General features: G+C 55.7%; 25 protein-coding genes. 9 read left to right on the top strand and 16 right to left on the bottom strand.

Annotated elements, in window-relative coordinates; all coding sequences use genetic code 11:
• The 7 genes from CAUR_RS14070 to CAUR_RS14040 all read right to left on the bottom strand — a co-directional run bounded on the left by CAUR_RS14070 (position 1) and on the right by CAUR_RS14040 (position 7,772).
• Positions 1 to 1,260, bottom strand: coding sequence for a vWA domain-containing protein (locus tag CAUR_RS14070; RefSeq protein ID WP_012258538.1), 1,260 nt, complete (start codon positions 1,258 to 1,260; stop codon positions 1 to 3).
• Positions 1,261 to 1,987: 727 nt separating this feature from the next.
• Positions 1,988 to 2,371, bottom strand: coding sequence for a cupin domain-containing protein (locus CAUR_RS14065; protein WP_015909273.1), 384 nt, complete (start codon positions 2,369 to 2,371; stop codon positions 1,988 to 1,990).
• A gap of 114 nt (positions 2,372 to 2,485) precedes the next feature.
• On the bottom strand, positions 2,486 to 3,244 hold the full coding sequence (locus tag CAUR_RS14060) for an RNA polymerase sigma factor (RefSeq protein ID WP_012258536.1): 759 nt from the start codon (positions 3,242 to 3,244) through the stop codon (positions 2,486 to 2,488).
• A gap of 233 nt (positions 3,245 to 3,477) precedes the next feature.
• Positions 3,478 to 4,533, bottom strand: a complete 1,056-nt coding sequence (locus tag CAUR_RS14055) for a UDP-glucose--hexose-1-phosphate uridylyltransferase (protein ID WP_015909272.1) — start codon at positions 4,531 to 4,533, stop codon at positions 3,478 to 3,480.
• Between the two features lie 15 nt (positions 4,534 to 4,548).
• A complete protein-coding gene (locus CAUR_RS14050) occupies positions 4,549 to 5,388 on the bottom strand; it encodes a carbohydrate ABC transporter permease (RefSeq protein WP_012258534.1) in 840 nt (279 codons plus the stop codon).
• A gap of 12 nt (positions 5,389 to 5,400) precedes the next feature.
• Entirely contained in the window at positions 5,401 to 6,342 is a 942-nt protein-coding gene (locus tag CAUR_RS14045; protein ID WP_012258533.1) for a carbohydrate ABC transporter permease, read from the bottom strand.
• Positions 6,343 to 6,461: 119 nt separating this feature from the next.
• Positions 6,462 to 7,772 (bottom strand): ABC transporter substrate-binding protein, encoded by a 1,311-nt coding sequence (locus CAUR_RS14040; RefSeq protein WP_012258532.1) that lies wholly within the window; start codon positions 7,770 to 7,772, stop codon positions 6,462 to 6,464.
• Between the two features lie 498 nt (positions 7,773 to 8,270).
• Here CAUR_RS14040 and CAUR_RS14035 point away from each other — a divergent pair, with 498 nt between their 5' ends.
• The 3 genes from CAUR_RS14035 to CAUR_RS21570 are packed head-to-tail and all read left to right on the top strand — an operon-like array spanning position 8,271 to position 9,969.
• On the top strand, positions 8,271 to 8,735 hold the full coding sequence (locus CAUR_RS14035) for a MarR family winged helix-turn-helix transcriptional regulator (RefSeq protein ID WP_012258531.1): 465 nt from the start codon (positions 8,271 to 8,273) through the stop codon (positions 8,733 to 8,735).
• 2 nt (positions 8,736 to 8,737) lie between these two features.
• Positions 8,738 to 9,658, top strand: coding sequence for an MFS transporter (locus CAUR_RS14030; protein WP_242604933.1), 921 nt, complete (start codon positions 8,738 to 8,740; stop codon positions 9,656 to 9,658).
• Positions 9,640 to 9,969: an MFS transporter gene (locus tag CAUR_RS21570; protein WP_242604932.1), complete on the top strand. Its 330-nt coding sequence runs from the start codon at positions 9,640 to 9,642 to the stop codon at positions 9,967 to 9,969. The genes CAUR_RS14030 and CAUR_RS21570 overlap by 19 nt, the downstream gene beginning before the upstream one ends.
• Before the next feature lie 11 nt (positions 9,970 to 9,980).
• On the opposite strand, the gene CAUR_RS21775 is transcribed toward CAUR_RS21570, so the two are convergent.
• The 3 genes from CAUR_RS21775 to CAUR_RS14010 all read right to left on the bottom strand — a co-directional run bounded on the left by CAUR_RS21775 (position 9,981) and on the right by CAUR_RS14010 (position 13,726).
• Entirely contained in the window at positions 9,981 to 10,754 is a 774-nt protein-coding gene (locus tag CAUR_RS21775; RefSeq protein ID WP_256440065.1) for an Rcas_1661 family thioredoxin-like (seleno)lipoprotein, read from the bottom strand.
• A 16-nt stretch (positions 10,755 to 10,770) separates the two neighbouring features.
• The gene (locus CAUR_RS14015) at positions 10,771 to 12,333 is read right to left on the bottom strand and encodes a hypothetical protein (RefSeq protein ID WP_012258528.1); all 1,563 of its coding nucleotides are present in this window, start codon (positions 12,331 to 12,333) and stop codon (positions 10,771 to 10,773) included.
• Positions 12,334 to 12,454: 121 nt separating this feature from the next.
• Positions 12,455 to 13,726, bottom strand: coding sequence for an alkaline phosphatase family protein (locus CAUR_RS14010; RefSeq protein WP_012258527.1), 1,272 nt, complete (start codon positions 13,724 to 13,726; stop codon positions 12,455 to 12,457).
• Positions 13,727 to 13,934: 208 nt separating this feature from the next.
• Between CAUR_RS14010 and CAUR_RS14005 the strand changes: the two genes are divergently transcribed.
• The 3 genes from CAUR_RS14005 to CAUR_RS13995 are packed head-to-tail and all read left to right on the top strand — an operon-like array spanning position 13,935 to position 15,471.
• Positions 13,935 to 14,645, top strand: a complete 711-nt coding sequence (locus CAUR_RS14005) for a diacylglycerol/polyprenol kinase family protein (RefSeq protein ID WP_012258526.1) — start codon at positions 13,935 to 13,937, stop codon at positions 14,643 to 14,645.
• Between the two features lie 51 nt (positions 14,646 to 14,696).
• On the top strand, positions 14,697 to 15,083 hold the full coding sequence (locus CAUR_RS14000; RefSeq protein ID WP_012258525.1) for an STAS domain-containing protein: 387 nt from the start codon (positions 14,697 to 14,699) through the stop codon (positions 15,081 to 15,083).
• Positions 15,070 to 15,471: an anti-sigma regulatory factor gene (locus CAUR_RS13995; protein ID WP_012258524.1), complete on the top strand. Its 402-nt coding sequence runs from the start codon at positions 15,070 to 15,072 to the stop codon at positions 15,469 to 15,471. The genes CAUR_RS14000 and CAUR_RS13995 overlap by 14 nt, the downstream gene beginning before the upstream one ends.
• Positions 15,472 to 16,103: 632 nt before the next feature.
• Here the strand turns inward: CAUR_RS13995 and CAUR_RS13990 are convergent.
• Complete coding sequence (locus tag CAUR_RS13990) at positions 16,104 to 17,291, bottom strand: iron-containing alcohol dehydrogenase (protein ID WP_012258523.1); 1,188 nt, start codon at positions 17,289 to 17,291, stop codon at positions 16,104 to 16,106.
• Positions 17,292 to 17,621: 330 nt separating this feature from the next.
• Between CAUR_RS13990 and CAUR_RS13985 the strand changes: the two genes are divergently transcribed.
• Both CAUR_RS13985 and CAUR_RS13980 read left to right on the top strand, forming a co-directional pair.
• Positions 17,622 to 18,875, top strand: a complete 1,254-nt coding sequence (locus CAUR_RS13985) for an acyl-CoA dehydrogenase family protein (protein ID WP_012258522.1) — start codon at positions 17,622 to 17,624, stop codon at positions 18,873 to 18,875.
• A 96-nt stretch (positions 18,876 to 18,971) separates the two neighbouring features.
• The gene (locus CAUR_RS13980) at positions 18,972 to 19,910 is read left to right on the top strand and encodes a 1-phosphofructokinase family hexose kinase (RefSeq protein WP_012258521.1); all 939 of its coding nucleotides are present in this window, start codon (positions 18,972 to 18,974) and stop codon (positions 19,908 to 19,910) included.
• On the opposite strand, the gene CAUR_RS13975 is transcribed toward CAUR_RS13980, so the two are convergent.
• From CAUR_RS13975 to CAUR_RS13965, 3 genes are read right to left on the bottom strand one after another with little or no spacing between them, the layout of a single operon-like run.
• Complete coding sequence (locus CAUR_RS13975; RefSeq protein WP_012258520.1) at positions 19,907 to 20,224, bottom strand: hypothetical protein; 318 nt, start codon at positions 20,222 to 20,224, stop codon at positions 19,907 to 19,909. The genes CAUR_RS13980 and CAUR_RS13975 overlap by 4 nt on opposite strands.
• On the bottom strand, positions 20,202 to 21,017 hold the full coding sequence (locus CAUR_RS13970) for a class I SAM-dependent methyltransferase (protein ID WP_012258519.1): 816 nt from the start codon (positions 21,015 to 21,017) through the stop codon (positions 20,202 to 20,204). Before CAUR_RS13970 ends, CAUR_RS13975 begins: the two co-directional genes overlap by 23 nt.
• 17 nt (positions 21,018 to 21,034) lie before the next feature.
• Complete coding sequence (locus tag CAUR_RS13965) at positions 21,035 to 21,754, bottom strand: SDR family oxidoreductase (RefSeq protein WP_012258518.1); 720 nt, start codon at positions 21,752 to 21,754, stop codon at positions 21,035 to 21,037.
• A 287-nt stretch (positions 21,755 to 22,041) separates the two neighbouring features.
• Between CAUR_RS13965 and CAUR_RS13960 the strand changes: the two genes are divergently transcribed.
• A complete protein-coding gene (locus tag CAUR_RS13960) occupies positions 22,042 to 22,503 on the top strand; it encodes an HD domain-containing protein (RefSeq protein ID WP_242604931.1) in 462 nt (153 codons plus the stop codon).
• Positions 22,504 to 22,962: 459 nt separating this feature from the next.
• Here CAUR_RS13960 and CAUR_RS13955 read toward each other — a convergent pair whose 3' ends face one another.
• Entirely contained in the window at positions 22,963 to 24,261 is a 1,299-nt protein-coding gene (locus CAUR_RS13955) for an AI-2E family transporter (protein ID WP_012258516.1), read from the bottom strand.
• Between the two features lie 19 nt (positions 24,262 to 24,280).
• Entirely contained in the window at positions 24,281 to 24,826 is a 546-nt protein-coding gene (locus tag CAUR_RS13950; protein ID WP_012258515.1) for a helix-turn-helix domain-containing protein, read from the bottom strand.
• Positions 24,827 to 24,926: the final 100 nt, after the last annotated feature.

The raw sequence follows: 24,926 nt of genomic DNA, 5'->3' as shown, positions 1-24,926 counted from the left end.
CTACTCCTTTGGTAATTCAATATCGGTTAGCCTAACCGTCTTCCGCCCCTGGAACTTGATAGTCTTCTGGCCTTCACTCGACATCTGGCCGTGCTGTTCGAGGTTGGCAATCTCCTGTTGCATCGTTGCCGCCAGTTCTACTTCACCCTGATTGAGCAAGCGCGTGACGGCACTCTTCAACTTCTGGGTTGCCCCACTGACATCACCGGCAGCCAGGTCTTGCAAGGCGCGCGTTTGTAGCTTAAAGGCGCTGACCTTTTCGACGATGTTCATAACGTTGGGATTGACCTGTTGCAACTGGGCCGGATCGGCAGTGAAGGTGAGCATAATATCGATTTTCGTCTTCTCGCCCTGAATCTGCAATGCCGGTGCATCGTAGCTGATTTCAGCCTGACCGATCCGATACGTCCCCATAGGACGGGGATCAATCACCAATTCGATCAGCAATACCCGCACCTGCCCACTCTCAAGCTCGCCGAGATTGACACTGACAGCCCGATCAGCAATTGGCTGATAACCGAGATTGTCAATGAGCGGCGTCACCTGCCAGACGGCCCGTGGTGTCACTCCCTGCACCAGGCGCAGCGTGAGGACACTGTTCTGGATGGTGGTCTGCTGGGCACGCTGTACCGTGTGCTGAAAGTATTGCACAATCTCGCCGGGCTGCGCAATGTAATCGGCTACTCCCCGCGAGCGATTTGCCATTTCAATCAGCAGGTCTTCGTTCCAATCCTTACCGATCCCCAACGCTGTGATCGGAATCCCCAACCGTCCGGCATCGTCTGCCCGGAGCAGACACTCCTTCTCGTGTTCGGTCTGACCATCGGTTAGCAGTACCAGTCGGCGCACCCCCTGCGGCATCTTTTGTAATTCCTGTATCCCCTTCTCCAGGGCCGGGGCAATGCGAGTACCACCGGCATCGCGGATCCGATGCACCAGATCGAGGATCGCTGTCCGTTGCCGCACCGGTTGGGCCGGCACCAGTACCTCAGTCCGATGGTCAAAAATCACAATCGAAATGATATCCTGCTCATTGAGTTGCTCGATTGCTCGCACCACCGCCTGTCGCAACCGTTCAATCTTCTCGCCCTTCATCGAACCGCTGCGGTCGAGCACGAAACAGACGTGAATCGGTACTCGTACCTGCGTCAATACCGCACCCGGCTGTGCTTCAAGCAATACATACGCTACCTGTGGCGTGGTTGTCGCGGCCAGAAAGGGACGCGCCAGTGCGGCACGTAGGGTAACTTCTCCTGCCATGGCAAACTCCTCGTCTCTGCATGACGGCCATTCGGCAAAATAACTTCGCCTATGCGACGATGCGAGGTCGGCAACGGTTGCAACTACCTGTATTGTAGCGCACAATGAGCAAATTCATGGGCAATCTTCTGGCAAAGCGGGAGATGCCGGGGACTACCAGCCTGGGCACCAACGGCAGGCCCAATGATAGAAGCGAGGTTCTCATTGGTGCAGCCCTGGCATGTCGGAGAGGGAAAATACCGGAGACACCGTAGTTTTTGCCGCCCAATTTGACAAGCGGATCATGAGCACTCGTAGCACTGTGGCAGAGAGTTGAACACCTGGTGCAGCGGATCTGGCAGTAATCGGGATGTCATAGAACTTTTTTCATAAAAGCTGTGCTGTCGTGCTCCCAGCCGGTTGCCCAGGTGCACGAACGCTTACTAATCGCCAACGCCAGCATATCCGGCTCCCAGGCTGCCGGTATGGCAGCGAGGAAGGCTGCCGACCATCATCGGTGCCATCACGCGTTGGATTGGTTGCCTTGCCCGCTCGTTATGCACGTGTTGCGCGGTGTGGAGTGCGGCAGCCATGCTGCCGCCCCAGCCGTGCTTTGTGCCAGGTGCGTGTCACGCGGTTGACCCTGCTGAGCACGGCAATGCTGTGGGTGCTCGTCACGTTCATAGAGTCCAGGAATGAATGAGACAACTTCTCGTAGACGTTTTTTGAAATAGGTTCTAAAACGTGCTCAGCGCAAGAAACGTAACACCCGCCCATCAAGCAAACTGCTGAGCAACAGACGGTCAATCAGCGGATCACGCTGCATCAACAGATCAACCTCAGACCGGCAATAGGGACAGGAGGTCAGATGATGAGCAATAGTGGCCTGTTGAGCAGGCGTGAGCAGGCCCTGACAGTAATCGATTAACTGATCGGTAGACGGGCAAAGAACTCGATATAACCTTCGTCGTAAAGCCTGCTGTAGATTGCGCAGAGTTACTAAACGCTGACGACAAAGATCGCAGTGATGAAGGTGTTGAGCGGTGGCTTCATCAAGCTCACCATCGACTGCTGCAACAAGTTCCAGACCAGAAAGATGACCTGCGCCGTCACTTCGTTGATCGTTCTCCATACCGGCGCGCCTCCAGATAGTACCGGCAGATTGATCTGCACACATTTCCTGTTGAAAGAAACGTTAACGGGGACGTTTTTTTACGTCCCCGTTACCATCATTTTCCAACAGGCCCTATATCTGGTCAGCAATGGTGCGCAGATGACTATTCCGACTCAACCGACTCAACACGTTACGCTTGATATTGTACACATCGTAGACGCTCTCGAAAAGCGTATTGTAGCGCTCGAAGATTGCACGTGGCGTCAAGCCCAGGACAAACGAGCCATACACCACGACACGTTCACCCTCACTGTGCAACTGACTATCAATGTAGCGCCAGAATTCCTGCCGGTCAACCCGTTGCATTGCCTCTTCATCGGGTGCTGCGTGGGGCATACGCTGCAGATCGATCCGCTCTTCGGGCATCATTTCTGCCCACGATTGTGCACGCACCGCATCAATCACCACACTAGAGGCACAGAGCTGCAAATACTGCAACAACGCGGCCAGGTTCGGAAAGGCCGCAAACCGTTCAGGCGTCACCGCTCGCCAGAACTTGGTGAAGGCACCCACCACAAAGTATTCGCTGCTTTCACCACTGTTGACAAACGCACTACACCGGCGAATCCAACCTTCAACCAGCGAGCTGTAGTGCTGAAAGAGGTAACTCCAGGCAATCTCGTCACGTTCAACTAATGCTCGCCGAAACAGCTCATAACTATAGCGCGAGTCGTGCGACTGACCACGGTAAAATCGCTCGCTTTCAATCGCACAGCGCTGGGCCAGATCTGCAACATCCATTGTCGTAACGTCAATTGCAACCTCATCGCCTACCACTGGCGCCTGAAGCCGGGGCGATTGATGAGAAGGTGTCATTGCAGGCGCAATCATAGTTTCCTCGCTTTGTCTGTAGATGCGCTCGTCATCCTGGTTACTCACCGATGCCTGACGTAGTGACGCCGCGCAACGAATACTGATTTCGATCCCTCTGCGCTGCATTGTAGGAAGTTGGCTTGTGAGTGAGAAGATGCTTAGATGAGCAGGAGATGACAAATGAGGAAGAAAAAGAGGGCACGTTGTTACGTACCCTCGAACGATGTATCCGATGTGAGACAAACAACAGATTACAGATCGCGCAGGCGGGCGGCTGCCTGCTCCGGCGTCAGATCACGCTGCGGCTGACCCAGCATTTCGTACCCTACCATAAACTTACGGACAGTTGCCGAGCGGAGTAATGGCGGGTAGAAATGTGCGTGCAGATGCCAGCCTTCGTGAGCAAGGCCATCGGTAGGGCGCTGATGAAATCCCATACTGTAGGGAAACGACACATTGAAGAGACGGTCATAGCGACCGGTTAACTCGCGCAATATCGCCGCCAGGCCATCACGACCACTCTCATCAAGATCACCAATGGCACCGGCGTGCACCCGCGGTAACACCAACGTCTCGAAGGGCCACACAGCCCAAAACGGCACCAGCGCCACCCAGGCGTCGTTGGCACACACGATCCGCTCACCAAGCTGCAATTCCAGCGCCAGATAGTCGCAGAGCAGGCAACGTTGATGCTCGTGCCAGTACGCCGTTTGCGTGGCCAGCTCCTTACGCATCTCGTTTGGCAACTGCTCGTTGGCCCAGATTTGACCGTGGGGATGTGGATTGGATGCACCCATCATCGCGCCACGATTCTCGAAGATCAACACTGACTGCACCCAATCGATGGCCCCCAACTCGTTGTACTGGTCAACCCACACATCAACGACCCGTCTAACCTCTGCCTGAGACATTTGGGCCAGCGTCAGATCATGACGGGGTGAAAAGCACACCACGCGACAAATACCACGTTCGGCCTCGGCGTGGAGCAGCACCGGCCCTGCGTCGTGCTGATCGGCGAGGGGCAGCCGCACACTGACCCGATCCAACGGAATATCAGGTAAAAGAGCGGCAAAATCGTTCTCGAAGACAAACGTCTCGGTATACGGTGGGTTCTGGACGCCATTCGCCCGCGTATTTCCCGGACACAGATAGCAGGCCGGATCGTAAGACGGTAATTCGGCTGGCGGCAACGTCTCCACCTGCCCCAGCCACGGGCGTTGGGTACGATGCGGCGACACCAGCACCCATTCGCCGGTCAGCCGATTCAGGCGGCGGTGCGGTCGCAGAAAGAGTTCTTGCTGTTCCATGCACATCTCGCTTGCTTAGCGCCCGGCCAGGCCAGAGGTTGCAATACCCTCGATGAAATAACGCTGGGCAAACAGGAAGACGATCAGGGTCGGTAGAACAGCGAGGGTGGAACCGGCCATGATCAGATCAACTCGCGCGGCATAGAGGGCCTGGAGATCGACCAACCCCTGCGTTACGACTTTACGATCCGGACTGCTAATGATAATCAGCGGCCAGAGAAAACTATTCCAGGCGTAAAGAAAGGCAAACGTCGCCAGCGTGGCGATGGCAGGGCGGGCCAGCGGCAAAAAGATACGAAAGAGAATACCCCAGTGCGAAGCACCATCAATTAACGCTGCATCTTCCAGGTCTTTCGGTACACTCATGAAAAACTGACGGAGCAGGAATGTTCCGTAAGCGGTAAACAACCACGGGATGATTAGCGCTTCCAGGCGATCAACCCAGCCAAAGACCAGCATCAGACGGTACATTGGCACAATCAGCACTGCAAACGGCACCATCAACGTCGCCAGGTACGCGCCAAACAGCCATTCGCGACCGGGAAAATCGAGGCGGGCAAAAGCATAACCGGCCAGCACCGAAGTAAACACCCACCCCAAAACGACCAACACCGTCACGATAATGGTGTTGATCAACTGCGTGCCCAGAGGCACGATACTCAACACCTCCAGATAGTTCGACCAGCGTATCTCGCTCGGCCACAGGGTTGGTGGTACCTGTACCACTTCCGTTGACGGTTTCAGCGAGGATAATACCATATAGATAAACGGAAAGACCATGATGAAGCCTGTGACGCTCAGCACCAGATACGCCAGCAATCGCTCCCATGGTCGGCGTAAGATTGCACTTGCCATGTCCGGCCTCGCTTATTCGTAATGAACCCAGCGCCGTGAAATCCGAAACTGGATCAGAGTCAACAGCAAAATGATAACGAACAACAACCAGGCCAGCGCAGAAGCATAGCCCATCCGCCCACCAATAAACGCCTCACGCCAGAGCAACGGTACCACCGTCAGCATCGAGTCGGCTGGGCCAACCGTATTGGAACGGGTCAAACCCAGAGCAACCGGCACATCAAACACTTGCAGACAATTGATCAGAGTCGTCACCAGTACAAAAAAAGTTGTCGGCGACAGCATTGGCACCGTAATGAAAAGAAACTGCTGCCAGCGACTGGCGCCATCGAGACTGGCGGCCTCGTAGAGTTGGGGCGGTACCCCTTGCAAACCGGCCAGAAAGATCACCATGTTGTAGCCGATGGTCTTCCACGAAAAGACCAGAATCACACTGATCAACCCCCATTCCGGGCTGGTCAACCAGGGGATTGGTTGCAAACCGAAGAGCCGCAGAGCGTAATTGACAAACCCAAAATCAATATTGAGCAGGTATCGCCAGAGCAGGGTCACACCAACGACCGAAGCCACGACCGGAATAAAAAACACTGCCCGAAAAAAGGTACGTCCGGCGATGCGTTCATTCAGGATCACTGCCAGCAACAATGCCGGGACGGTCGAGACAACCAGCGTCACCATCGAAAAGGCTGCGGTATTCCACATTGCCCGATAGAAGGTTGGATCAGACAGCGCACGCTGGTAATTGCTGAAACCAATGATATTTGGGTCACCAAATAGACGCGCATCGGTAAAGCTCAGGTAGAACGAGATACCGAGTGGCACCAGGAAAAAGATCAGCACACCCAAAATCGTCGGCAGCAACATACCGAAAGCGTCAAGCCACAGCCGAACACGCCGACCATTGAATCGGCGTGAGGAAGCGGCAGGCAACGCTGCCGGCGCCTGTTTGGCCATGTATCACCTCCGGGGAATATCTGAAACGCAAATGCGTAGGAGCAATTAATGACCTGGAAGCATTATAAACCAACAAGAGCGAACGGTGCACGCCCACCGTTCGCTCCGTGTGTCATGATCTACTTAAATGTGCTGGCCGTCTGTTCACAGGCCTGCTGACCAAACTGCTCTGGGGTAATCTGACCAGCAATCATCTGATCCCAGAGGCTCTGGACAGTGCCACTGAAATCAGCCCAGTTGCCATCCCAGACCGGTGCTTCGAGCGCAGCATAGGAGATGCCATCGAGGAAGGCCTGGTTATTAGCGGGTGGGGTCGAGGCCAGGAAAGCCTCAACTGCGGCCTGATCGCTGCGGGGCGGGATATTGGTACCCAAAGCAGCCACCTTCGCCGTTGCCTCGGCGCTGGTGAGCACCTTCAGCACTTCCCAGGCGGCCTGCGGATTGGCCGTCTTCGCGTGCACCAGGTACGGCCCCCAGAAGAGCCAGGTGCTCTTCACCTTACCCTCCGGCATCACTGCCACATCCCAGTTGAACTGTGCATTCGTGCGCACACCGGGGGTAAACCAGCGACCGTTGAAGTACATCGCGACCTTACCGGCATTGAAGAGCGCTTCGCCGTCGGCATCACCGGCCGGCAACAGCTTCTCGTCGTAGAGCAGACGCACCATCTTCGCGCCCTCAATCGACTCTGGGGTATTCAAAGCACAGCCACGGCGATCAGGCGTGAAGGGGCTACCACCGGCAGCGTAGACGAAGTACCCCCATGCCGGCCCCCACCAGTTACCAAAGCCAAGGCCGTACTGCTGATTGGCCGGATCGGTCAGTTTCCGTGCTGCATCCAGCATGGTCTCCCAGTTCCAGTTCCCCTCGGCAGCCAGCTCCTTCGGCGTCTTGAGGCCGGCAGCCTTGAAGAGGTCCTCGTTGTAGTAAACAACCATCGTCGAGATGTCACGCGGCAGGCCATAAATCTTACCGTCGCGTGTCAATTGCTCGATCACGTTCGGGTAGAAATTGCTCAACTGGAAGCTGCTGTCGGCATCGATCAGCGGCTTCAGATCGAGAATCTGGCCGGTATTCACGAAATCTGCCAGCTCAACGCCACCGATCCAGAAGATGTCAGGTGCGTTCCCGGCAGCCAGCTCAGTCTTTAGCTTCTCGAAATAGCCCTGGTTAGGCGCTGGATCGTAGACCGCAGTAATGCCCTTGTCTTTCAGCTTCTCGTTCACCAGCGCATTCAACTCCTCATAGACGCGCTGCTCGGCAGCATCACCGGGACGTGTACGCCAGCGAATCGTCACCGACTGCTGTTCACCACTTCCTGTTCCGCCACCGGTACCGGTAGTCGGCTGCTGGCTGCCGCCACACGCAGCCAGCACTGTGGCCAACAAGGCCACCAGCGCAATCCACGACAGGGTGTGTTTTCGTAGCATCGTTGCTGTTCCTTTCTCAAGATAACCCCCAACCATCTACCACAACCGTCTCCGTCACTCGACTGCCGCAACAGACGTGGCGTGCCATCAAAACGTGCATCAGTGCAGATGACGTTGAGCAGTGTGTGGTAGGCGATATTATATGGTTGTTGTGTGAACCATGCAAGTTCTTAATATATCTGTGCAGTACCATACTGCCACATACCACGACAAAACGCGGTACAATGTGTCATATCAGACTACCTCATAGCACAACGCTGGAAAGGAGAGAGGGATGCAACCTGAATGGAGCGGTGACCCAGAAGTGAAACCGGTATTCCTGGCAGTGACGCTGACCGGCATGGTCGCGTTCCTGTTGATGGTCTGGCTCTTTGCTTTCTACTGGTGATGGTGAAGCCAACGGTGCGCCTGAAACCCGGTTCGTGGGGCAGGCGCAATTTTATTCTTGCCAAATCTATGTTTTCTGGTACAATAGTTGATAAGTCCAGGATGTAAACTATGCCTGAAATCAGCACCTGCGATTCACCACAAATTGAAGCCTACCGCCTCTTCCTGAAACTGCACCGTCGGTTCCAGGAGCTTAACCGTGAAGAGTTTCGGCCCTACGATCTTTCGACTCCGCAGTACGCGATCCTCTTTTACGCGACTGAAGAGGGAGTTCCGCTCAGTTACATCTGTAACGAGATGCTGGCCGACAACTCTAACCTGACCCGGCTGGTTGATCGCCTGGAACGGCGGGGGCTGGTACGTCGAGCGACCGATCCGCGAGATCGCCGGGTAACCCTGGTGCAACTGACTCCGGCCGGTAAGGCGCTGATTGACGAATTGCGACCGCGCCATCGCCGGTTGGTTGAACAGCGCCTGAGTTATCTTTCGGAAGAAGAGCTGGCTGCCTTTCAGCAAGCAATGCAACATTTGTATGAAGCGCTACTAACGCATCAAGATCACGAAGATACTGAATAGCTATGCGATCTACCCAGACCCTGTCCAGCCGCCCGGCAATGTTTCGGGCACTCCGTCATCGCAATTATCGCCTCTTCTTCTTCGGACAACTGATTTCGTTGACCGGGACGTGGATGCAAAGTGTGGCACAGGGCTGGTTGGTCTTACGATTAACCGACTCGCCTTTTCTCCTCGGTCTGGTTGCGGCGGCCAATTCGCTACCGGTATTGTTTCTGACCCTTTTCGCCGGAACGGTCGCCGATCGCTTCCCCAAGCGGCGCATTTTACTGGTCACACAATCGGTTGCCATGATACTCGCGGCAACCCTGGCCGGGCTTACGCTGACCGGTACGGTTCATATCAGTCATGTGCTGATTCTTGCCTTCCTGCTCGGTTGTGTCAATGCCTTTGATGCACCAGCCCGCCAGGCGTTTACCGTCGAGATGGTAGGGCGTGAAGATTTGTTGAATGCGATTGCCCTCAATTCTTCCATCTTCAACGGTGCCCGCACTATGGGGCCAGCAGTAGCCGGTATTGTTGTGGCATGGATCGGTGAAGGGCCGGCATTTCTCTTCAATGCCCTGAGTTTTGGTGCAGTGTTAGCCAGTCTCTCGCTGATGCAGTTGGATGCACGTCAGGCCAACGGTATGCAGCGTGGCAATATGTTGCGCGCCGGTTTGCAGTACATTGCCAGTGAACCTTCTGTACGGGCATTGCTTTTGCGAGCCGGTGCAGTTAGTTTCTTCTGCTTCGTGCATATCCCGCTTTTGCCGATTTTTGCCCGTGATATTCTTCAGATCGGTGCCGCCGGACTGGGATGGTTGTCGGCAGCAAGCGGTTTTGGCTCTTTGGTGGCAGCACTGACGCTCGCTCAATTACGCGATGATGCGCCACGCGGTAAGCTCCTGACCACAGCCTCATTGCTGTGTACGCACCGCTCTTGATCGGCTTTACGCAGGCACGCACGGTGCCGCTTGCTCTCTTGTTTATTGGATTGTGTGGTTGGGCCGGTGTGACCACGATGGCGCTGACCAATACGCTTATTCAATTGATCGTGCCCGATGACCTGCGTGGGAGGGTGATGAGTGTGTTTACCCTCTCATTGATGGGGCTGAGTCCGCTTGGCGGTATGCTGGCCGGCAGTATTGCTGAGCTGGTCGGGAGTGTTCCGCTGGTAGTTGCCGGTAGTGCATTGATCGGCTGGCTGCTGGTGTTAAGCGTTGAATGGCAGGCGCCGTACTTACGCCGGATGTAGCGCCTGCCAGGTCAGGGTTGTCGCTCGATCAGGCTGGCAAATCGTTCGAGTGTCTGCAAGCCTACCAGGCGAATATCTCCGATCTCGAAAACCGGCTGCACGCGAATCCCACGCTGACGTTGTTCGGCATCAAGCGTCTCAGCCAGTCGTTGCGCTGCACCGTCATTCATACAGGCATCAAATGGCTCAATAGCAAGCCCTAAGTCAGCGGCATACGACCGCATAAGCGCCGGTAGGTCACTATCACGGGTCGCCGCCACTTCACCCTGTCGCTCGAAGAGCAATTCATGCATCGGCCAGAAAGCGTCTTGCTCACCGGCACAGAAGGCAGCCGCAGTCGTGATCAGGGAAGCCGCGCCATGGTTCAATACCGGACGGAAGACATACAGGACACGCCCGGTCACAACGTACTGTTCGATCAATGCCGGTTCAACCGTCAACACGTGACGGCGACATACCGTTCAAAGAAAATCGGAATAGTCGGTCAGGGTGAGCGGAGCTGCCGGATCACCCAGCGTATACGCACCATTTGCATCGCGTCCGACCAGCGCACCGCGGTACGTTACCACCGGCACTGCGGTCGCCGGTACTGCGGTGACGGTTGGCAGTGCTGCGGTCGGCGCAGCAACCGTTGGCGCCGTCGTGGATGTGGGTGACGTCGACGGTGTTGTGGTTGGAACCACGGCTGTTGGCGACGGCATGTCGGCTACCGGCGCTGAAGCCGTACACGCCACAAGCATTATCACAACCACCAAGATCAGTGGACGAGCCATTCGTGCAATCAACAGAGTCTCCCTTCAATTAAGGTGCCGGCACACAACCAGGGCGGCTTGTCAGCCAGGGAGCAAAGGAAATGTTACTTCCGACTGCATCACCAATCCCTTGCGGGTTGGCATCTGGTTCATACGGACCAGACGCATTCCCCCACCAGTTATTGCGCATATCCAATGCAACTTCACTGGCTGCCCCACGACCGATGCCAAAGGTGAGATAGGTTGGACGAATAACCGGTGTATGGCCTTCCAGGAGATTCTGTTCAATTCGCAGCGGCATCAGGAAGCCACCATCAGGTGCTACTTGCAGAGTTTCACTCCGCAGACCAAATCCCAAATCGCCGCCGATTAAGGCATTGCAGGTGATCGTTCCCTGCAAGATACCGTTGGTCGTAAGCTGGAGATTGACACTACCACCCCGAAAGAGATTGCTTTCAATCGTGAGGATTAAGGTGTCGCGCGCATTTTGATTCGCAATTCGCACCATTGGAGCGCCCGCGCTAAGCAAATTACCGGCAATCCGATTACCGGTTAACGTGACACTATTCCCACGACTGTACGACGCATCAAGGGCTGCCCCAAAAGGAACGTCATTGCCGGCAATTTCGCTCTGGCTGAGTTCAAGCCGCGAGTCGACAACCAACACCCCACCACCATTGTCGGTAATACGGGCAGCGCGAACAACCAGCCCTCCCTCTTCACTGACCAGCACCGTTCCCGCCAGTCCGCCGCCGCGAATTTCGGTATGTTCCAGTGCAATAAAGCTCCCAGGACGGCCAAAGATACCGCTCCAGCGTGCGCCGGTTGCGCCCACAAAACGCACTGGACTGCCGGCCTGGCCCAGGGCAATCATGCGTCCACCATCAACATAGATTGACACGCCTGGCGCCAAACGTACTTCCACACCCGGCTCAATGATCAACTCACTGCCAGGGGGAATCTGCACATCGCGATTGAGAACGATTGGCCCCTGCCCGCTGGCCCAGCGCGTACTACCCCGCAAGACCAGAGCCGGGATCGGTGTTGGTGCCGGCGTAGCCGTTGGCAGAGGAGTAGCGGTTGGCGGTGGCGGATTCGTCGGACTGTCATCAATGATCAGATCGGCGCTGGTTGGTGTTGGCGGTGGTGGTGCTGTAGGCGGCGGAGGCACAGTTGGTGGAGGATTTGTAGCGGTTGGCACCATTGTCGGCACTGACGGTGGGGTACCTTCGGGAACCGGGTATGCCGGTACACCGCTTGCAGTAGCGGTCATTTCAGCCTGTAGCGTAGCGGCCAGAGCAGTCGTCTCAAGTACCACACTGGTCTGGGTTTGAGCCACATCAATCGTTGGGACAGTAACCGGATACGGGCCGGTTGTCGCTCCACCGGCAGCACCGGTAGGTGCCGGGTACGACGCAGTCAGGGTTGGCGGGCGAGTTATCGGTGAGGTGATCGTAGGGGTCGTGTCAACGACATTGGTGCCGGGTGAGAAGATGAACGTCAGTGCAACACCAAGGCCGAGCAAAGCCAACGCACCGATCAACAGCCACGTGTCACGACTCAGTCGCGGCCCTGGCGTTGACGGAACAGGTGAGGGTTCGGTCTCAGACACAGACTGGCCTCCGCTACAATGCAAACGTCTCTCGTGTATCTTATCACATCGTGGCAAGGGCTGCGTGCGGGTAGTAGCGACAACAGACAAAGACCCGGCATGAAAACCATCATCCCCACACCTATACCACAACCCAGGCCAGTTCCGTCAGCATCTCTGTCGGGGTTAGACCACCGTGCATGCCACGATACGTAAACGGGTTGGCTTGCGGATGATCCCAGACAATCACTTCTCCAGGTGCAGGGAGAATTATCAATTCACCCAATCGAGAGCGTAGCCGTTCACCGGGTTGCGGCCCGAAATAGCCATCTTCCACCAGACGGGCACTCGCCACCACCGTTGCCCGCTCGCCGAGTCGACGTTGCAATGCTAGCTGCACATCAGCGACGGCTGCGGGCTGCACGTGCAAGACCGTCACGCGCGGCGATCCCGATGGTGGGAGAGGTCGGCGATCACCACCCTGCCGCAGGAAGCGCTCCAGGTCGGGCCATAGCCGGTTAAGCACAATTGCCTGTTGCGGATCAACCGTTATATGACCGTGATCGGCAGTCAATAACAAGACGGTCGGTTGCGGTGCCCTGTGAAGGAGCGGCCAGAGATACTGTTCAAGATGATCAAGCGTGGTGACAATTTCATTCTCAACCTGAACCGACTCTGGCCCGTACCGATGCATCGCAGCATCGACAGAGTCGATGTACAGATGGTAAAAGGTGGGTGCCACCTGTTGTTCAAACAAATACCGCAGGCGGACAGTTGCATCAGGAATATCCTGGAATGGCACGACCAACGCCCCACTGCACATGGTACGGGTATACACCGAATGGGCCAGCGCCGCCGGCATGAGCACAACACTACTCGCACCTGCCGTTTGCAACTGCTGGTAGAAACGGCTCTGCGGATAGACGGCAAGCGGATCAACACCATACGCCACCAACCCATCGGCCTTGCGATCAAAGACGGGAGAAAAGAGCAGTGAGCCAATGACAGCCTGGAGATCGGGTTCAAAGACATGCCACTCGTAGATACCACTCTGATCGACAGCCAGACCGGTGTGGAGTAACGTTACATGGACAGGAGTAGAGGAGGGAAAAGCGGTCGTCAACTGGCAAATTCGCCCGTGGTGGAGAAAACGGCGCAAAAACGGTGCCCGTTCAAGATACTGGCTGAAGAAATGCCAGCCGAACGAATCGAGCATCACCATCACCACCGTCGCCGGATGATCAGGTAAGCCACTAAGAGCAACCTCAGGTAACGGTGACGCAGCCTTGCCGGTTAACAGATAGCGAATGGTATCCGGAATCCGGGCAAACCCGAAGGTATCGTACAACGGTCGTACATGGTCTGCATTCAAGCAGGCTGCATTGATTGCAGCCGTCGACTCGGCAACCAGCATAGACGCCTCCTGAATAATAAAGCGTGCAATATGTCACAGGTAATAACCGACTCGATTGCACACAGTGTAGCCATATCACAATACTTGTCGCATGCAAAGATTTGTCATTAAATATTCACCACGTACACTACCGCCAATCAATTGACGATTCGACAGGTTATAGATAGAATAAAAGTCAAGTATCGCCATAGATAGCACCGGCACCATTATGAGCACACGCGATCTCATTGGACTGATTGTCTCGTTCGGGTATGCATTTGGGCTGCTCATCATTGCCGAGGTGATTCGCCGCTGGCGAGGGTATCCGCAAGATTTCACCCGCAAATTTGTCCACATCGGTGCCGGTATGTGGGTGTTTGGGGTACTGGCCCTGTTTGAAAACTGGACAATTGGGATTATTCCGTTTGCGACCTTCATCGTCCTCAATTTCATCTTCTATCGTTTTCGCTTACTGGCAGCAATTGACGCTCCCGACAGCACACCAGGCACAGTCTACTTTGCCTTATCCATAACAATCCTCTTTTTAATCTTCTGGCGTACCAATTCTCCCGATGATCGCGGTTATATCGCAGCAGCCGGTACAATGGCTATGACGTGGGGTGACGCACTGGCAGCAATTGTTGGCAAGCGCTGGGGGCGCCACTACTATCAAATCGGTCAGGGACGCCGCTCATTTGAAGGCTCGGCAGCGATGTTCATCGCCAGCACTGTCGCAATTCTGCTGACCCTGCTATTTACACCGGGATCAGCGCTTAGCCCGCAGAGTTCCCCGATAGATGTTGGGGCAGCACTGATCACCAGTATTGTGGCGGGACTGGTGGCAACAATCGCCGAAGGTGTTTCACCGCATGGAACCGATAACATAAGTGTACCACTATTGGCCGGTGCAGTCATTGCCGTAATGCTAGGAGTTGTGTGATAATATTAGTCTGGTGGGGCAACGCTCACTGAAGTTGTAGAGGAGCGCAGCTTGGATAATCTTCGCATTCCAATCTTGAAAATAGGCGACATTTTAATCGCCTCAATTCAGGTGGCGCTACACGATGCGTCAGCAGTTCAATTTAAAGATGATCTGTTGCAGAAAATTCACGACACCCGTGCCCGTGGTGTGATTATTGATTTAACTGCTCTTGATGTTGTCGATAGCTTTATCGGTCGCCTGATTGCCGACATTGCCGCAATGGCCGGCCTAATGGGTGCCCGTGTAGTCCTTACCGGCTTGCAACCGGCCGTTGCTATCACCCTGGTTGAATTAGGACTTGAATTACCGCGTGTACTCACGGCTCTTAACCTCGAAAAGGGGTTGGCTATGATGCAGCGGATGACTGGTGAGGAGAGCGACGATGGCGCAGAGTAAGACTGCTGTCATTCGAAGCGACCTTGATATTGTCATCGCGCGCACCATGGCTCGCGATATGGCCAAGGCGCTCGGCTTCGGGCCGATTGATCAGGCTCGTATTGCGACAGCCGTGAGCGAGCTGGCCCGCAATATCTTTCTCTACGCCGGTACCGGCAATGTGACGGTGCGTGATATAGAGAAAGGGTCCCGCAAGGGGATTGAAATTATTTGCGAAGATCAAGGTCCTGGGATTCCGAATATCGATCTGGTGATGCAAGACGGCTACAGCACCTCGCGCGGGATGGGAATGGGCTTACCCGGCGCCAAACGGCTAATGGACGAGTTCGATATTAAGTCGAAAGAAGGCGTCGGCACAACCATCGTCTGTCGCAAGTGGCGGAACTGATAGGCAGCGTTTATATGCGCGAGAGATGTCAGAGGTTGGGGGCACAACAGATGTTGCCCCCTATCTTGTTGGCGCCACTATCTGTATTCTACATCACGCTCACGAACCATCAACTCGATACTTCCCGATCCAGGATAAAGGCATAGGATCTTCATTGATACGGCACATCACTGCTGATGCCGCTCATCGCTTCAAGGGGTGAACATCCCGCCTGTACTTATCGATCACCTGTGCTGCCATTGGGTTACAGGCGCAGGAGGAGGCTGATGATCAAGCTGGACACCTGCTCCCCGATCCACACCATTGCTCACGCCCAGCTTGCTCACTACAGGTGCTCAAACCAGACGGACGTGTTCTGCACACATCGACCCCATGACCCACAGGGGAAACTGCTGCGACAGACGCCTGATCGTGAGCAAGGCCGGTGCGGCAGCCACGCTGCCGCACTCCGAACGATGCACCACGGGCAACCTGAACCAGGCACAATATCCCCTTAAGAGAGTGGTACGGCTGTGTGCGCAGCAGGAACGCTGATTTCGCAGCCCCGGCTCAGGTACAGTGTCAGGGTGTTTGTCGGATAGCGTGCTATGACCTCGATCACGTCAGATTTGATATACCCTCAACCGGACCACTCATGCACTCATCCGGTCGCCTTCATCGTAGGCCCTGGCATACAGTTCAATAATTTCTTGTTTGGTGGGCTTGCGCGGATTATTCGCCGGACTACCGCTATCAATGGCGGCATCGGCCATTGCCGGCGCCAGTTCCATCAACCGCTCGCGCTCCACGCCTAACTGGCGAAGCGAGGGTATCTTGATGTCTCGCACCAGACGACGGATGGCAACGACCGCTCGATCAGCCGCTTCCATCAGCGATAGACCCTCGGTCGGCTCGCCCATTGCTCTGGCAATATCGGCATAGCGCTGTGGATCACCAACCAGGCTGAATTCAGTCACTACGGCAAGGAGGGCTGCGTTTGAGACGCCATGGGCAATGTGGAAGTAAGCGCCAATCGGTCTGGACATGCCGTGGACAAGCGCTACTGACGAATTACTGAACGCAATCCCGGCCTGTGTTGCCCCCAACATCATCTTCTCGCGGGCTTCGATATTGTTGCCATTGGCCCAGGCCTGACGAATATTACCGGCGATTAGCTCGATGGCCGACAAACATAATACATCAGTCATCGGCTGGCGTTTGACCGACACATAGGCTTCAATCGCGTGTACCAGCGCATCAACACCGGTAGCTGCGGTCACACTGGGTGGCGATGAGATGGTCAACATCGGATCGACGATGGCGATGGTCGGCATTAAATAGGGGCTACCGATCAACATTTTCACATCGGTCTTTTGATCGGTAATGACGGTGTAGATTGTCGCTTCACTACCGGTGCCGGCTGTAGTGGGGATAGCGACCAGCGGCACACCGGGAGCGCCAATCTTGCCAATCCCCTTGTATTGCTCGATGGAACCGGGATTGGTTACGAGCACAGCAACCGCTTTTGCGGTATCAATTGGACTGCCACCACCAACTGCCAGCACAAAATCGCAGCCACCCTCCCGGAATGTTGTCAACCCCTCTTGCACATATTCCACCACCGGTTCGGTGTTGACACCGGCATACACCACACTGTTTATGCCGTGATGAGCCAGATTCTGTTCGACCTGGCCGACGATGCCGAGTTTCTGCATGATCTGATCGGTGACGATGAGTGCCTTCTTCCAGCCCCGCTTCGCGCACTGTGCACCAACCTGATCGACAGCACCTGAACCAATGATCATCTGTGCCGGCATGATAAACTCACGTGGTGGCATCATACACGCCCCTCCTTTCCAACAGGTGAACGACAGCCCGGCGCCTATCCGAACAGTCCACGCAGGGTCTACAGCGATGAAGAGACAAAAGCCGTGCTTTCGTCTACCTCAGTAAGGTCTTTTCGGATAGGCGCGTCGATACCGATGGTGATTTACTTAAAGTGTAAACTATCTTTCGCACTGCGTCAAAAGGGAAGTTCAGCCGACTCCATCATTTCTGGAAAGATGTATGTACCGGTGCCATCCACAGTGAGAGCACTCGCGGTATAATCAAAGCGTTCGTACATTGGCGAGCGAGAGGCGCTGCTCTGCCTGATACAAAGGAGTATCACAATGGATTTGACGGCAAATTATGACATGTTTCTCGGCCCCGAACACGAGATGTTGCGCCAGACGGTGCGCAACTTTGCCGAGCGCGAAGTCGCACCGCATATTCGCGAATGGGATCGGAGTGGCGCAGCGGCTGAGGGGCCAGAAGATCGGCCTCATCTACGTCCGGTGCTGAAGCGGATGGGTGAATTGGGGCTGTTGGGTATCTGTATTCCACAACGCTACGGTGGCGCCGGGATGGATTACCTGGCGCTGGCGGTAGTCTGTGAAGAGCTTGAGCGAGTCGACAGTTTCTTGCGGGTGGTCATGAGTGTCCACACCGGTCTGAATTCGCTCTCGATCTTCCAATGGGGAACGGAAGAGCAGAAACAGCGCTTCCTGGTGCCACAGGCGCGGGGTGAAAAGCTGGCCGCCTTCTGTCTCACCGAACCCAACAGCGGTACCGACGCTGCCGCTATGCAGGCGACCGCCCGCCGCGACGGCGAGGACTATATTCTCAACGGCGAGAAGATATGGATTAGTCTGGCCGATCTGGCCGATAACTTCCTGGTATTCGCAAAAACCGACCCCGGTGCCGGCCCGCGCGGGATCACAGCCTTTATCGTCGAGCGTTCGATGCCCGGTGTCAGCAGCTATCCCATTCACGGCAAACTGGGAGTACGCGCCGGTAATACCGGTGGTGTCGTCTTTAACGATGTTCGCGTGCCGCGCTCGCACCGGCTGGGCGAAGAGGGTGAAGGGTTCAAGATTGCAATGGCAGCGCTTGATAATGGCCGTTACACTGTAGCTGCCGGCGCTACCGGTCTGATCCAGGCCAGTCTCGAAGCCAGCATTCGTTACGCTCGCGAGCGGCAAACCTTTGGCGTACCCATTGCCGAGCACCAGCTCGTCAAGCGGATGATCAGCCATATGGTGCGCAAACTTGACACCTCACGTCTGCTGGTCTATCGAGCGGGATGGATGAAGAATAAGGGCATTCGCAACACCCGTGAAACGACACTGGCCAAGTGGCACGCGACGGTTAGCAGCTTTGAGGCTGCCGATGATGCCATTCAAATCCATGGCGCCTACGGCTACGCCGATGAATACCCGGTTGAGCGTTATCTGCGTAATGCACGCGGTGCTATCATCTACGAAGGTACCCGCGAACTACAAGAGTTGTTGCAGGCAGATTTCGTGATGGGGTATCGCAAGTATCCGAATTTGCGCTGTGAATTGCCGGCGTATGACCCCGATTTCTGGGAGAGCGACGGCTGATCCAGCGATTACCGGCTCTTGCGCTGATGGTAGCGGGTGGGCGACAGCAATACCGTCGCCCACCCAATCTCATACCGGTTTTGCAACAGGTTCTCTATGATCCATTCCTCGCCATTTCTCATCATTACCCCCAATCCAGCCGTTGATCGCATTCTGATCACACCCGGCTTGCGCGTTGGTCAGGAGCAGCGGGTACACGAGGTATTGGTTGCGGCTGGCGGTAAAGGGTTAAACGTTGGCCGGGCACTGCGTGCCCTTGGGGTCAATGCCACGATCCGGGCACCACTCGGAGGCATCACCGGGCAGCATGTCAGTCATCTGGCCCAGAAGGAAGGTTTGGCCCTTCACGGCAGCGTCATCAGCAATGAAACGCGTGCGTGCACCTTGATCGTCGATCCGTCACATCAGCAGGTTACGGTGTTAAATGAGAAGGGGCCACGGCTGACCGGTGCCGAATGGCAAACCTTTACAGCGGCAATTGTAGACGACCCGGCACCGTGGAATCTGATCTGCGGCAGCTTACCGCCAGGGGTTGAACCGACAGCGCTCGCGGAATTGATTAAAGAGATTCGTGATCAGGGACGGCACGTACTGGTCGATACGAGTGGGCCGGCACTGGCGGCAGCAGTCAGCGCCGGCCCGGATGTGGTGAAAATAAACAGCCAGGAACTCAGTCACTTGACCGGTATTGACTTACCAGATGAGATGAGTGTGTATCGAGCCGCCCATGCGCTTCATCGCCAGGGTATTGCCCGGATCGTCATCACCCTCGGTGCGGCAGGTGCTATCGGGATTGACGCGAATGGGGCGGTACGTGCCACACCGCCAGCCATCCCGGTACACAATCCGATTGGATGCGGCGATTCCTTCTTTGCCGGGTTAACCGTTGCCCTGAGCCGGGGACACTCTCTCGCCGATGCCATGCGCCTGGCTACCGCTTGCGGCGCTACCGACGCCCAGACACTGGAACCGGGAAGAATTGATCCAGCCACCGTCGCCACACTCGCTGCCCAGGTACGCCTCGGCGCGTACTAGACCGCAGCCAAATGAGGAGGGGTGGCTCCGATCAGACGGGCCAACTGCCGCATTTGATCGGCATTTAGATAAGCACTGCGCTGCCCGCTGGCGGTGTAGAAGGTCAGATCACCGCCGGCACCGAGAATCAAGCGATACGATCCCAATTCCCGAATCCGCTTCTGCACCGAGCCAAGCAGATCACGCAAGACAGCCACTTCATCGGCGTTCAGCACGACAGCATCATAACCACGAATTAGATGGTGCAATACCAAAGCCGGGGTTGCGTCGGGATGGTACGCTGCTTCAAACTCACCGATCAGCGCGATCTGCATCCTCCGCCTCCTTCCTGACCGGTCGGTCGCGGATTGCGATCACCACCTGCCAGATACTTGCCTCCTCGAACGGAACCGGGGGCAAGGTCGTATCCCCAAATACACTCAGCGGACGTAAACCGGCTGCCCGCAGCATGGCCGTCAATTCAGGAAAGCCATACAGGCGAATCTGGTCGCCGGGATGGGTAACGTCAATCCCACGCCCGGCATCAACATAGCGATAGTTAATAACGAGGGTTGCCCGTCGCGGATCGAAACGGGCTTCACGCAACACAAACCCACTGCCAACCGGATACCAGCCACTGCGAAAATCGCGCAAGTAGCGTTCGATCTGATATGGATTAAGACACTGAATCAACACCTTCCCACCGGGAACGAGCGCACGAGCTATCCCATTGAGCACGGCCTGATTCGTCTCATCATCGAAAAAACCGAGACTGCTATTCATCAGCAGGACGACATCAAACCGCTCGTGATAGGGCAACTGCCGCATATCGCCGGTCACAAACTCAACATTTAAACCCTGATCGGTAGCCGCTGCCTGGGCATGAGCAATAACCGATGCCGCAGCATCAAGCCCAACCACCGTCCAGCCACGCGCCGCCAGAGCCAGGCTATGCCGTCCACCACCACAGGCTACATCGAGAACGGTTTCAACACCGCGCAATCCCAATGCATCAATCAAAAAATCAACCTCGCGGCGGGTCAACTCATCGGCATATTGGCGATAGTGGGCAAACTCATAGACCTGAAATAATTCTTCCCACCATTCACGAGAGGCCTGGTCAGGCATAGCAGCTCCTGGCGCAATCACAGATCAATTGTCCGTGGCATAATCGGTAGTTCATCAACCCGCAGGCTTGGCGGTAAGGTACAGACCCACAGTAGTGCCTGCGCGACATCATCAACAGTCATCAATCGCTTGCGCAGTTCTTCGGCAGGATTGAGCGGCGCAATATCGGCATTGATCATACCAGAATACACGGTCGTTACGAAGACGTTGTACGGACGCAACTCCTGAGCGAGCGCCTGTGACAGACCCGATAGAGCAAACTTCGCTGCACAGAACGGTGCAATATTTGCCATCCCAACCTTCCCAACTCGTGAACCGAGATTGACAATCGTACCGCTGCGCTGGCGCTTCATATAGGGAACAACTGCCCGCATGAGGTAAAAGACGCCGTTGAGATTCGTATTCATCACATCTTGCCATTCGGCGTCACTAAACTGTTCGAGCGGCGCGATCTTCTCGATATTGCCGGCGCAGTTCAAGACAATATCGATGCGACCAAACATTTGGGCCGTGGTGTCAACCAGTTGCTGAACCTGAGCTGAAACGGTAATATCTGTTGGAATTGCAAAGGCGTGATGACCCTCAGATGTAATCATACTGACCAAATGTTCCAATCGATCACGTCGCCGGGCAGCAGCGACAACGGTCGCCCCCTCACGGGCGAAGAGACGGGCAGCAGCATAGCCGACTCCACTCGAAGCGCCAGTAATAATCGCAACGCGCCCCTTTAGCTTCATAGCACCTTCTCCAGGCATTACGGCAAACAACAAGCTCTGTAGATATTATACCTGAGGAATAAAACAAAATCGGTTATCATGACAGATAAGGATTGGTAACACCCTGGTAGCATCATGACGCTATCATTGCACTGCAAGAGAAGAGATGGTATAACATAACAGGTACATACCAAACCAGGAAAAGGACCGCAATGTATTGGGAAACTATCGCAGACCTGCTGCACCATCCGCGAGTCGTTGAGACCCGTTATCACATGCACCATAGTGTCCCCAAGCACGATCATTTGATGCGCTCAGTGCATTTCTCATATTATCTGGCACCGTTCTTCGGTGCTGACCAGGTAACGTGCGTGCGGGCGGCACTGCTCCACGATCTCGACTCGCGCTACGGCACATTAACGACACACGGTGCTATTGCTGCCAGGATCGCTGCCGAGTTAGGCGAACCTGAAGCAGTCTCAGCAGCTATTGTGAGCCATATGTACCCCTTCGGCCCTCGTCCGACGACACGGGAAGGATGGGTGTTGGCGGTAGCCGATAAGCTTGCCTCACTGGCCGACTTGAGTGCATTTATCGGCGGCCTGTTCTCCGGGCGTAGCCTGCATATCCGGCGCCAGCTTTGTCGTAGTGATCCATTCTATGCTTCCCGCCGTGCCCGTCGCCGCCATCGACAGTTAATCAGCTCACTCTGGCGTCGGCTGGGACGCAGTGGTCTGTCGTGGTGGAAACTGGATGGGCAGACACCATAGCACCGCACAGCGCCTCGTGCGGTAACGGCAAATACCCTGACAAAACTGTACCGTTAGGCGGGCTGAAGCCCTGCCTCACGTTGTGCAAACCCCGGCGGGGTTGGAGTAGAGCACGCGCGGCTTGCCTCTCGCCACCGTCAGGCGGGCTGGAACCGTGCGGCGGGCTGAAGCCCTGCCTCACGACGTGCAAGCCCCGGCGGGGCAAGAGTGGAGCACGCACGGGTTGCCTCTCGCCACCGTCAAGCGGGCTGGAACCGTGCGGCGGGCTGAAGCCCTGCCTCGCGTTGTGGAAGGCCGACAGGGCTATCCATTAGCACGCCCGGCACCCACCGGCTGTAACCGAAATCGTTGCGGAAGTCAAGTCTACGGGGCTATCCAGCACGCCCGATCCACCCCCGCCGCCAGGCCAGCCTTGCCAGCTTCCACGTATTGAGGCAGGGTTTTAACCCGCCGGGCCACTCACGATAGCTGATCACCAGCCGCCGAGGGCGGCGACGGAGCGTCGGTAGGTGATGGATCAGATAATGGCGCTGTCCGCGCCGATGACGACTCAGAGGTTGGCGATTGGGCCGGGGATGGTGAAGGCGTTTGCGGCACCTCAATTGGGGTGACAAACGGACGTAGTCGTTCAGGCAACACACCGGCAGGGCGCGGCGGATCGCTCAGGCGACCGTACAGATACAGGAAGAGGTCACGCGCCATTGCGCTGAGCGGTGCCGAAAGAATGGCTCCCAGTAACCCGAACACCTGCGAGCACACTACCAGGACAACCATCAAAATCGCCGGATGCACGCCCACACTCTCACCAATGATACGAGGAACCAGGATATGGTTTTCAAGCTGCTGAATCGCAATATAGAGTATCGTCACGGCCAGCGCTGTCGTCGGTGAATCGGCCAGACCGAGCAAGATTGCCGGAATAGCACCGATGATCGGCCCGATCACCGGCACCAGTTCGGTAACGCCGGCAACCACTGCCAGTAACACGGTATACGGAATATTCATCCCGGCCATATTCAAGGCCGTAAGGCCGATCCAGGCCGCCAGTCCAACCGATGTACCGAGGATCAACTGCCCACGGAGATAGCCACTCAGATCGTGATCGATAATTGTCACCATGGCCCAAAAATCGGCACGCAGACGGGGGTGAATCATCCGATCCAGGTAGGCTCGCCCGGCTCGTTGATCCATCAGCACATAGAAAAGCCAGAACGGAACCAGGAAGAAACCGAGCAAAAAGGTAACTGTGTTGACCACTGAAAGGACACTGTTCACCAAAAACTGGCCAACACCCTGCAGATAACTGACAAAATTGGCCCGTAGCGTGCTTAGCCCTTCAGCGGTTGCGGAAGCAATTGCACTCTGCACTTCCGCTTGCAATGCTGGGGGCAGGCTGGCAAGTAACTGCTCATACTCATCGATCAACCGGTTGGCTTCACGCTGGATCGTGGCAATATCTGGGAGAGCACGGATCAACTCCGTGATCTGAGCAATCAGTGGCGGCACGACGAAGGCAATGGCAGCCACAATTGCCCCAAACGTGAGCAGGTACACCGTCAAAATAGCCAGCCAGCGGGGCAGCCACCGGTTGAAGAAATTCACCAGCGGCAAAAAGAGGTAGGCCAGTACACCACCGAAAATAAATGGCGTTACTGCCGACCCTGCCGCCGACAGCAGCCAGCCGATGAGGTAAATTGAAAAACCAATCAGCAGCCAGCGGGCAGCCTGACGGAGGAACGCAGGGGTCAGAATACTCATGAAACCTCACCAAAACGTGTCAGCGCTCATCACGTGGATTGAGAGTACTGACCGTTAGCATAGTCGCAATCGAATGGCCGGTATTCGTCCAGCTATACGCCGTATCATCGCGAAAGAAGAGCGTATCGCCGGGGGCGAGATCGTACTGCTCCTCACCCAAAGTATACCGCACATGACCAGCCAGGACATGCACCATCTGACTGCCACGTGATGAGAACCCCTGCTGACTGCTGCCAGGATAGGCTTCGATCAGGCGCGCATCGAGATCGCTGTTGGGTGGCAGCAACGAAAAGACCTGCACCGGCGCATCATCGAGCGAGAGGCGAACACGGTCAGCGACTCGCACTACCTGGCCAAGCTGTTGATCGTCCTCTCCCTCGAAAAAATGCGTCATCTGGACACTAAAAAACTGTGCCAGTTTGCGCAGGTTGGCCACCGAAATATTAACCTTATCACGTTCAAGACGGCTCAGGAACGAGGGAGTTAGCCCCGATCCCTCTGACACCTCCTGGAGGGTCAGACCACGTTCTTGACGCAGACGACCGATCTTTTGTCCGAGTGACATAGGTTAGCTCTATATAAAGAAAAACGATAGCCGGCACTTTTGTCTGTGCCGCCGAACATACCACTATCTCAACTGTTGCATATTGTCAGATGTGATTATA

Source organism: Chloroflexus aurantiacus J-10-fl (assembly GCF_000018865.1).
In the GTDB taxonomy this organism is placed as follows: Bacteria; Chloroflexota; Chloroflexia; order Chloroflexales; family Chloroflexaceae; genus Chloroflexus; species Chloroflexus aurantiacus.
Note: the sequence above shows the minus strand (reverse complement) of the source record. Positions and strands in the feature narration are given on the sequence as shown.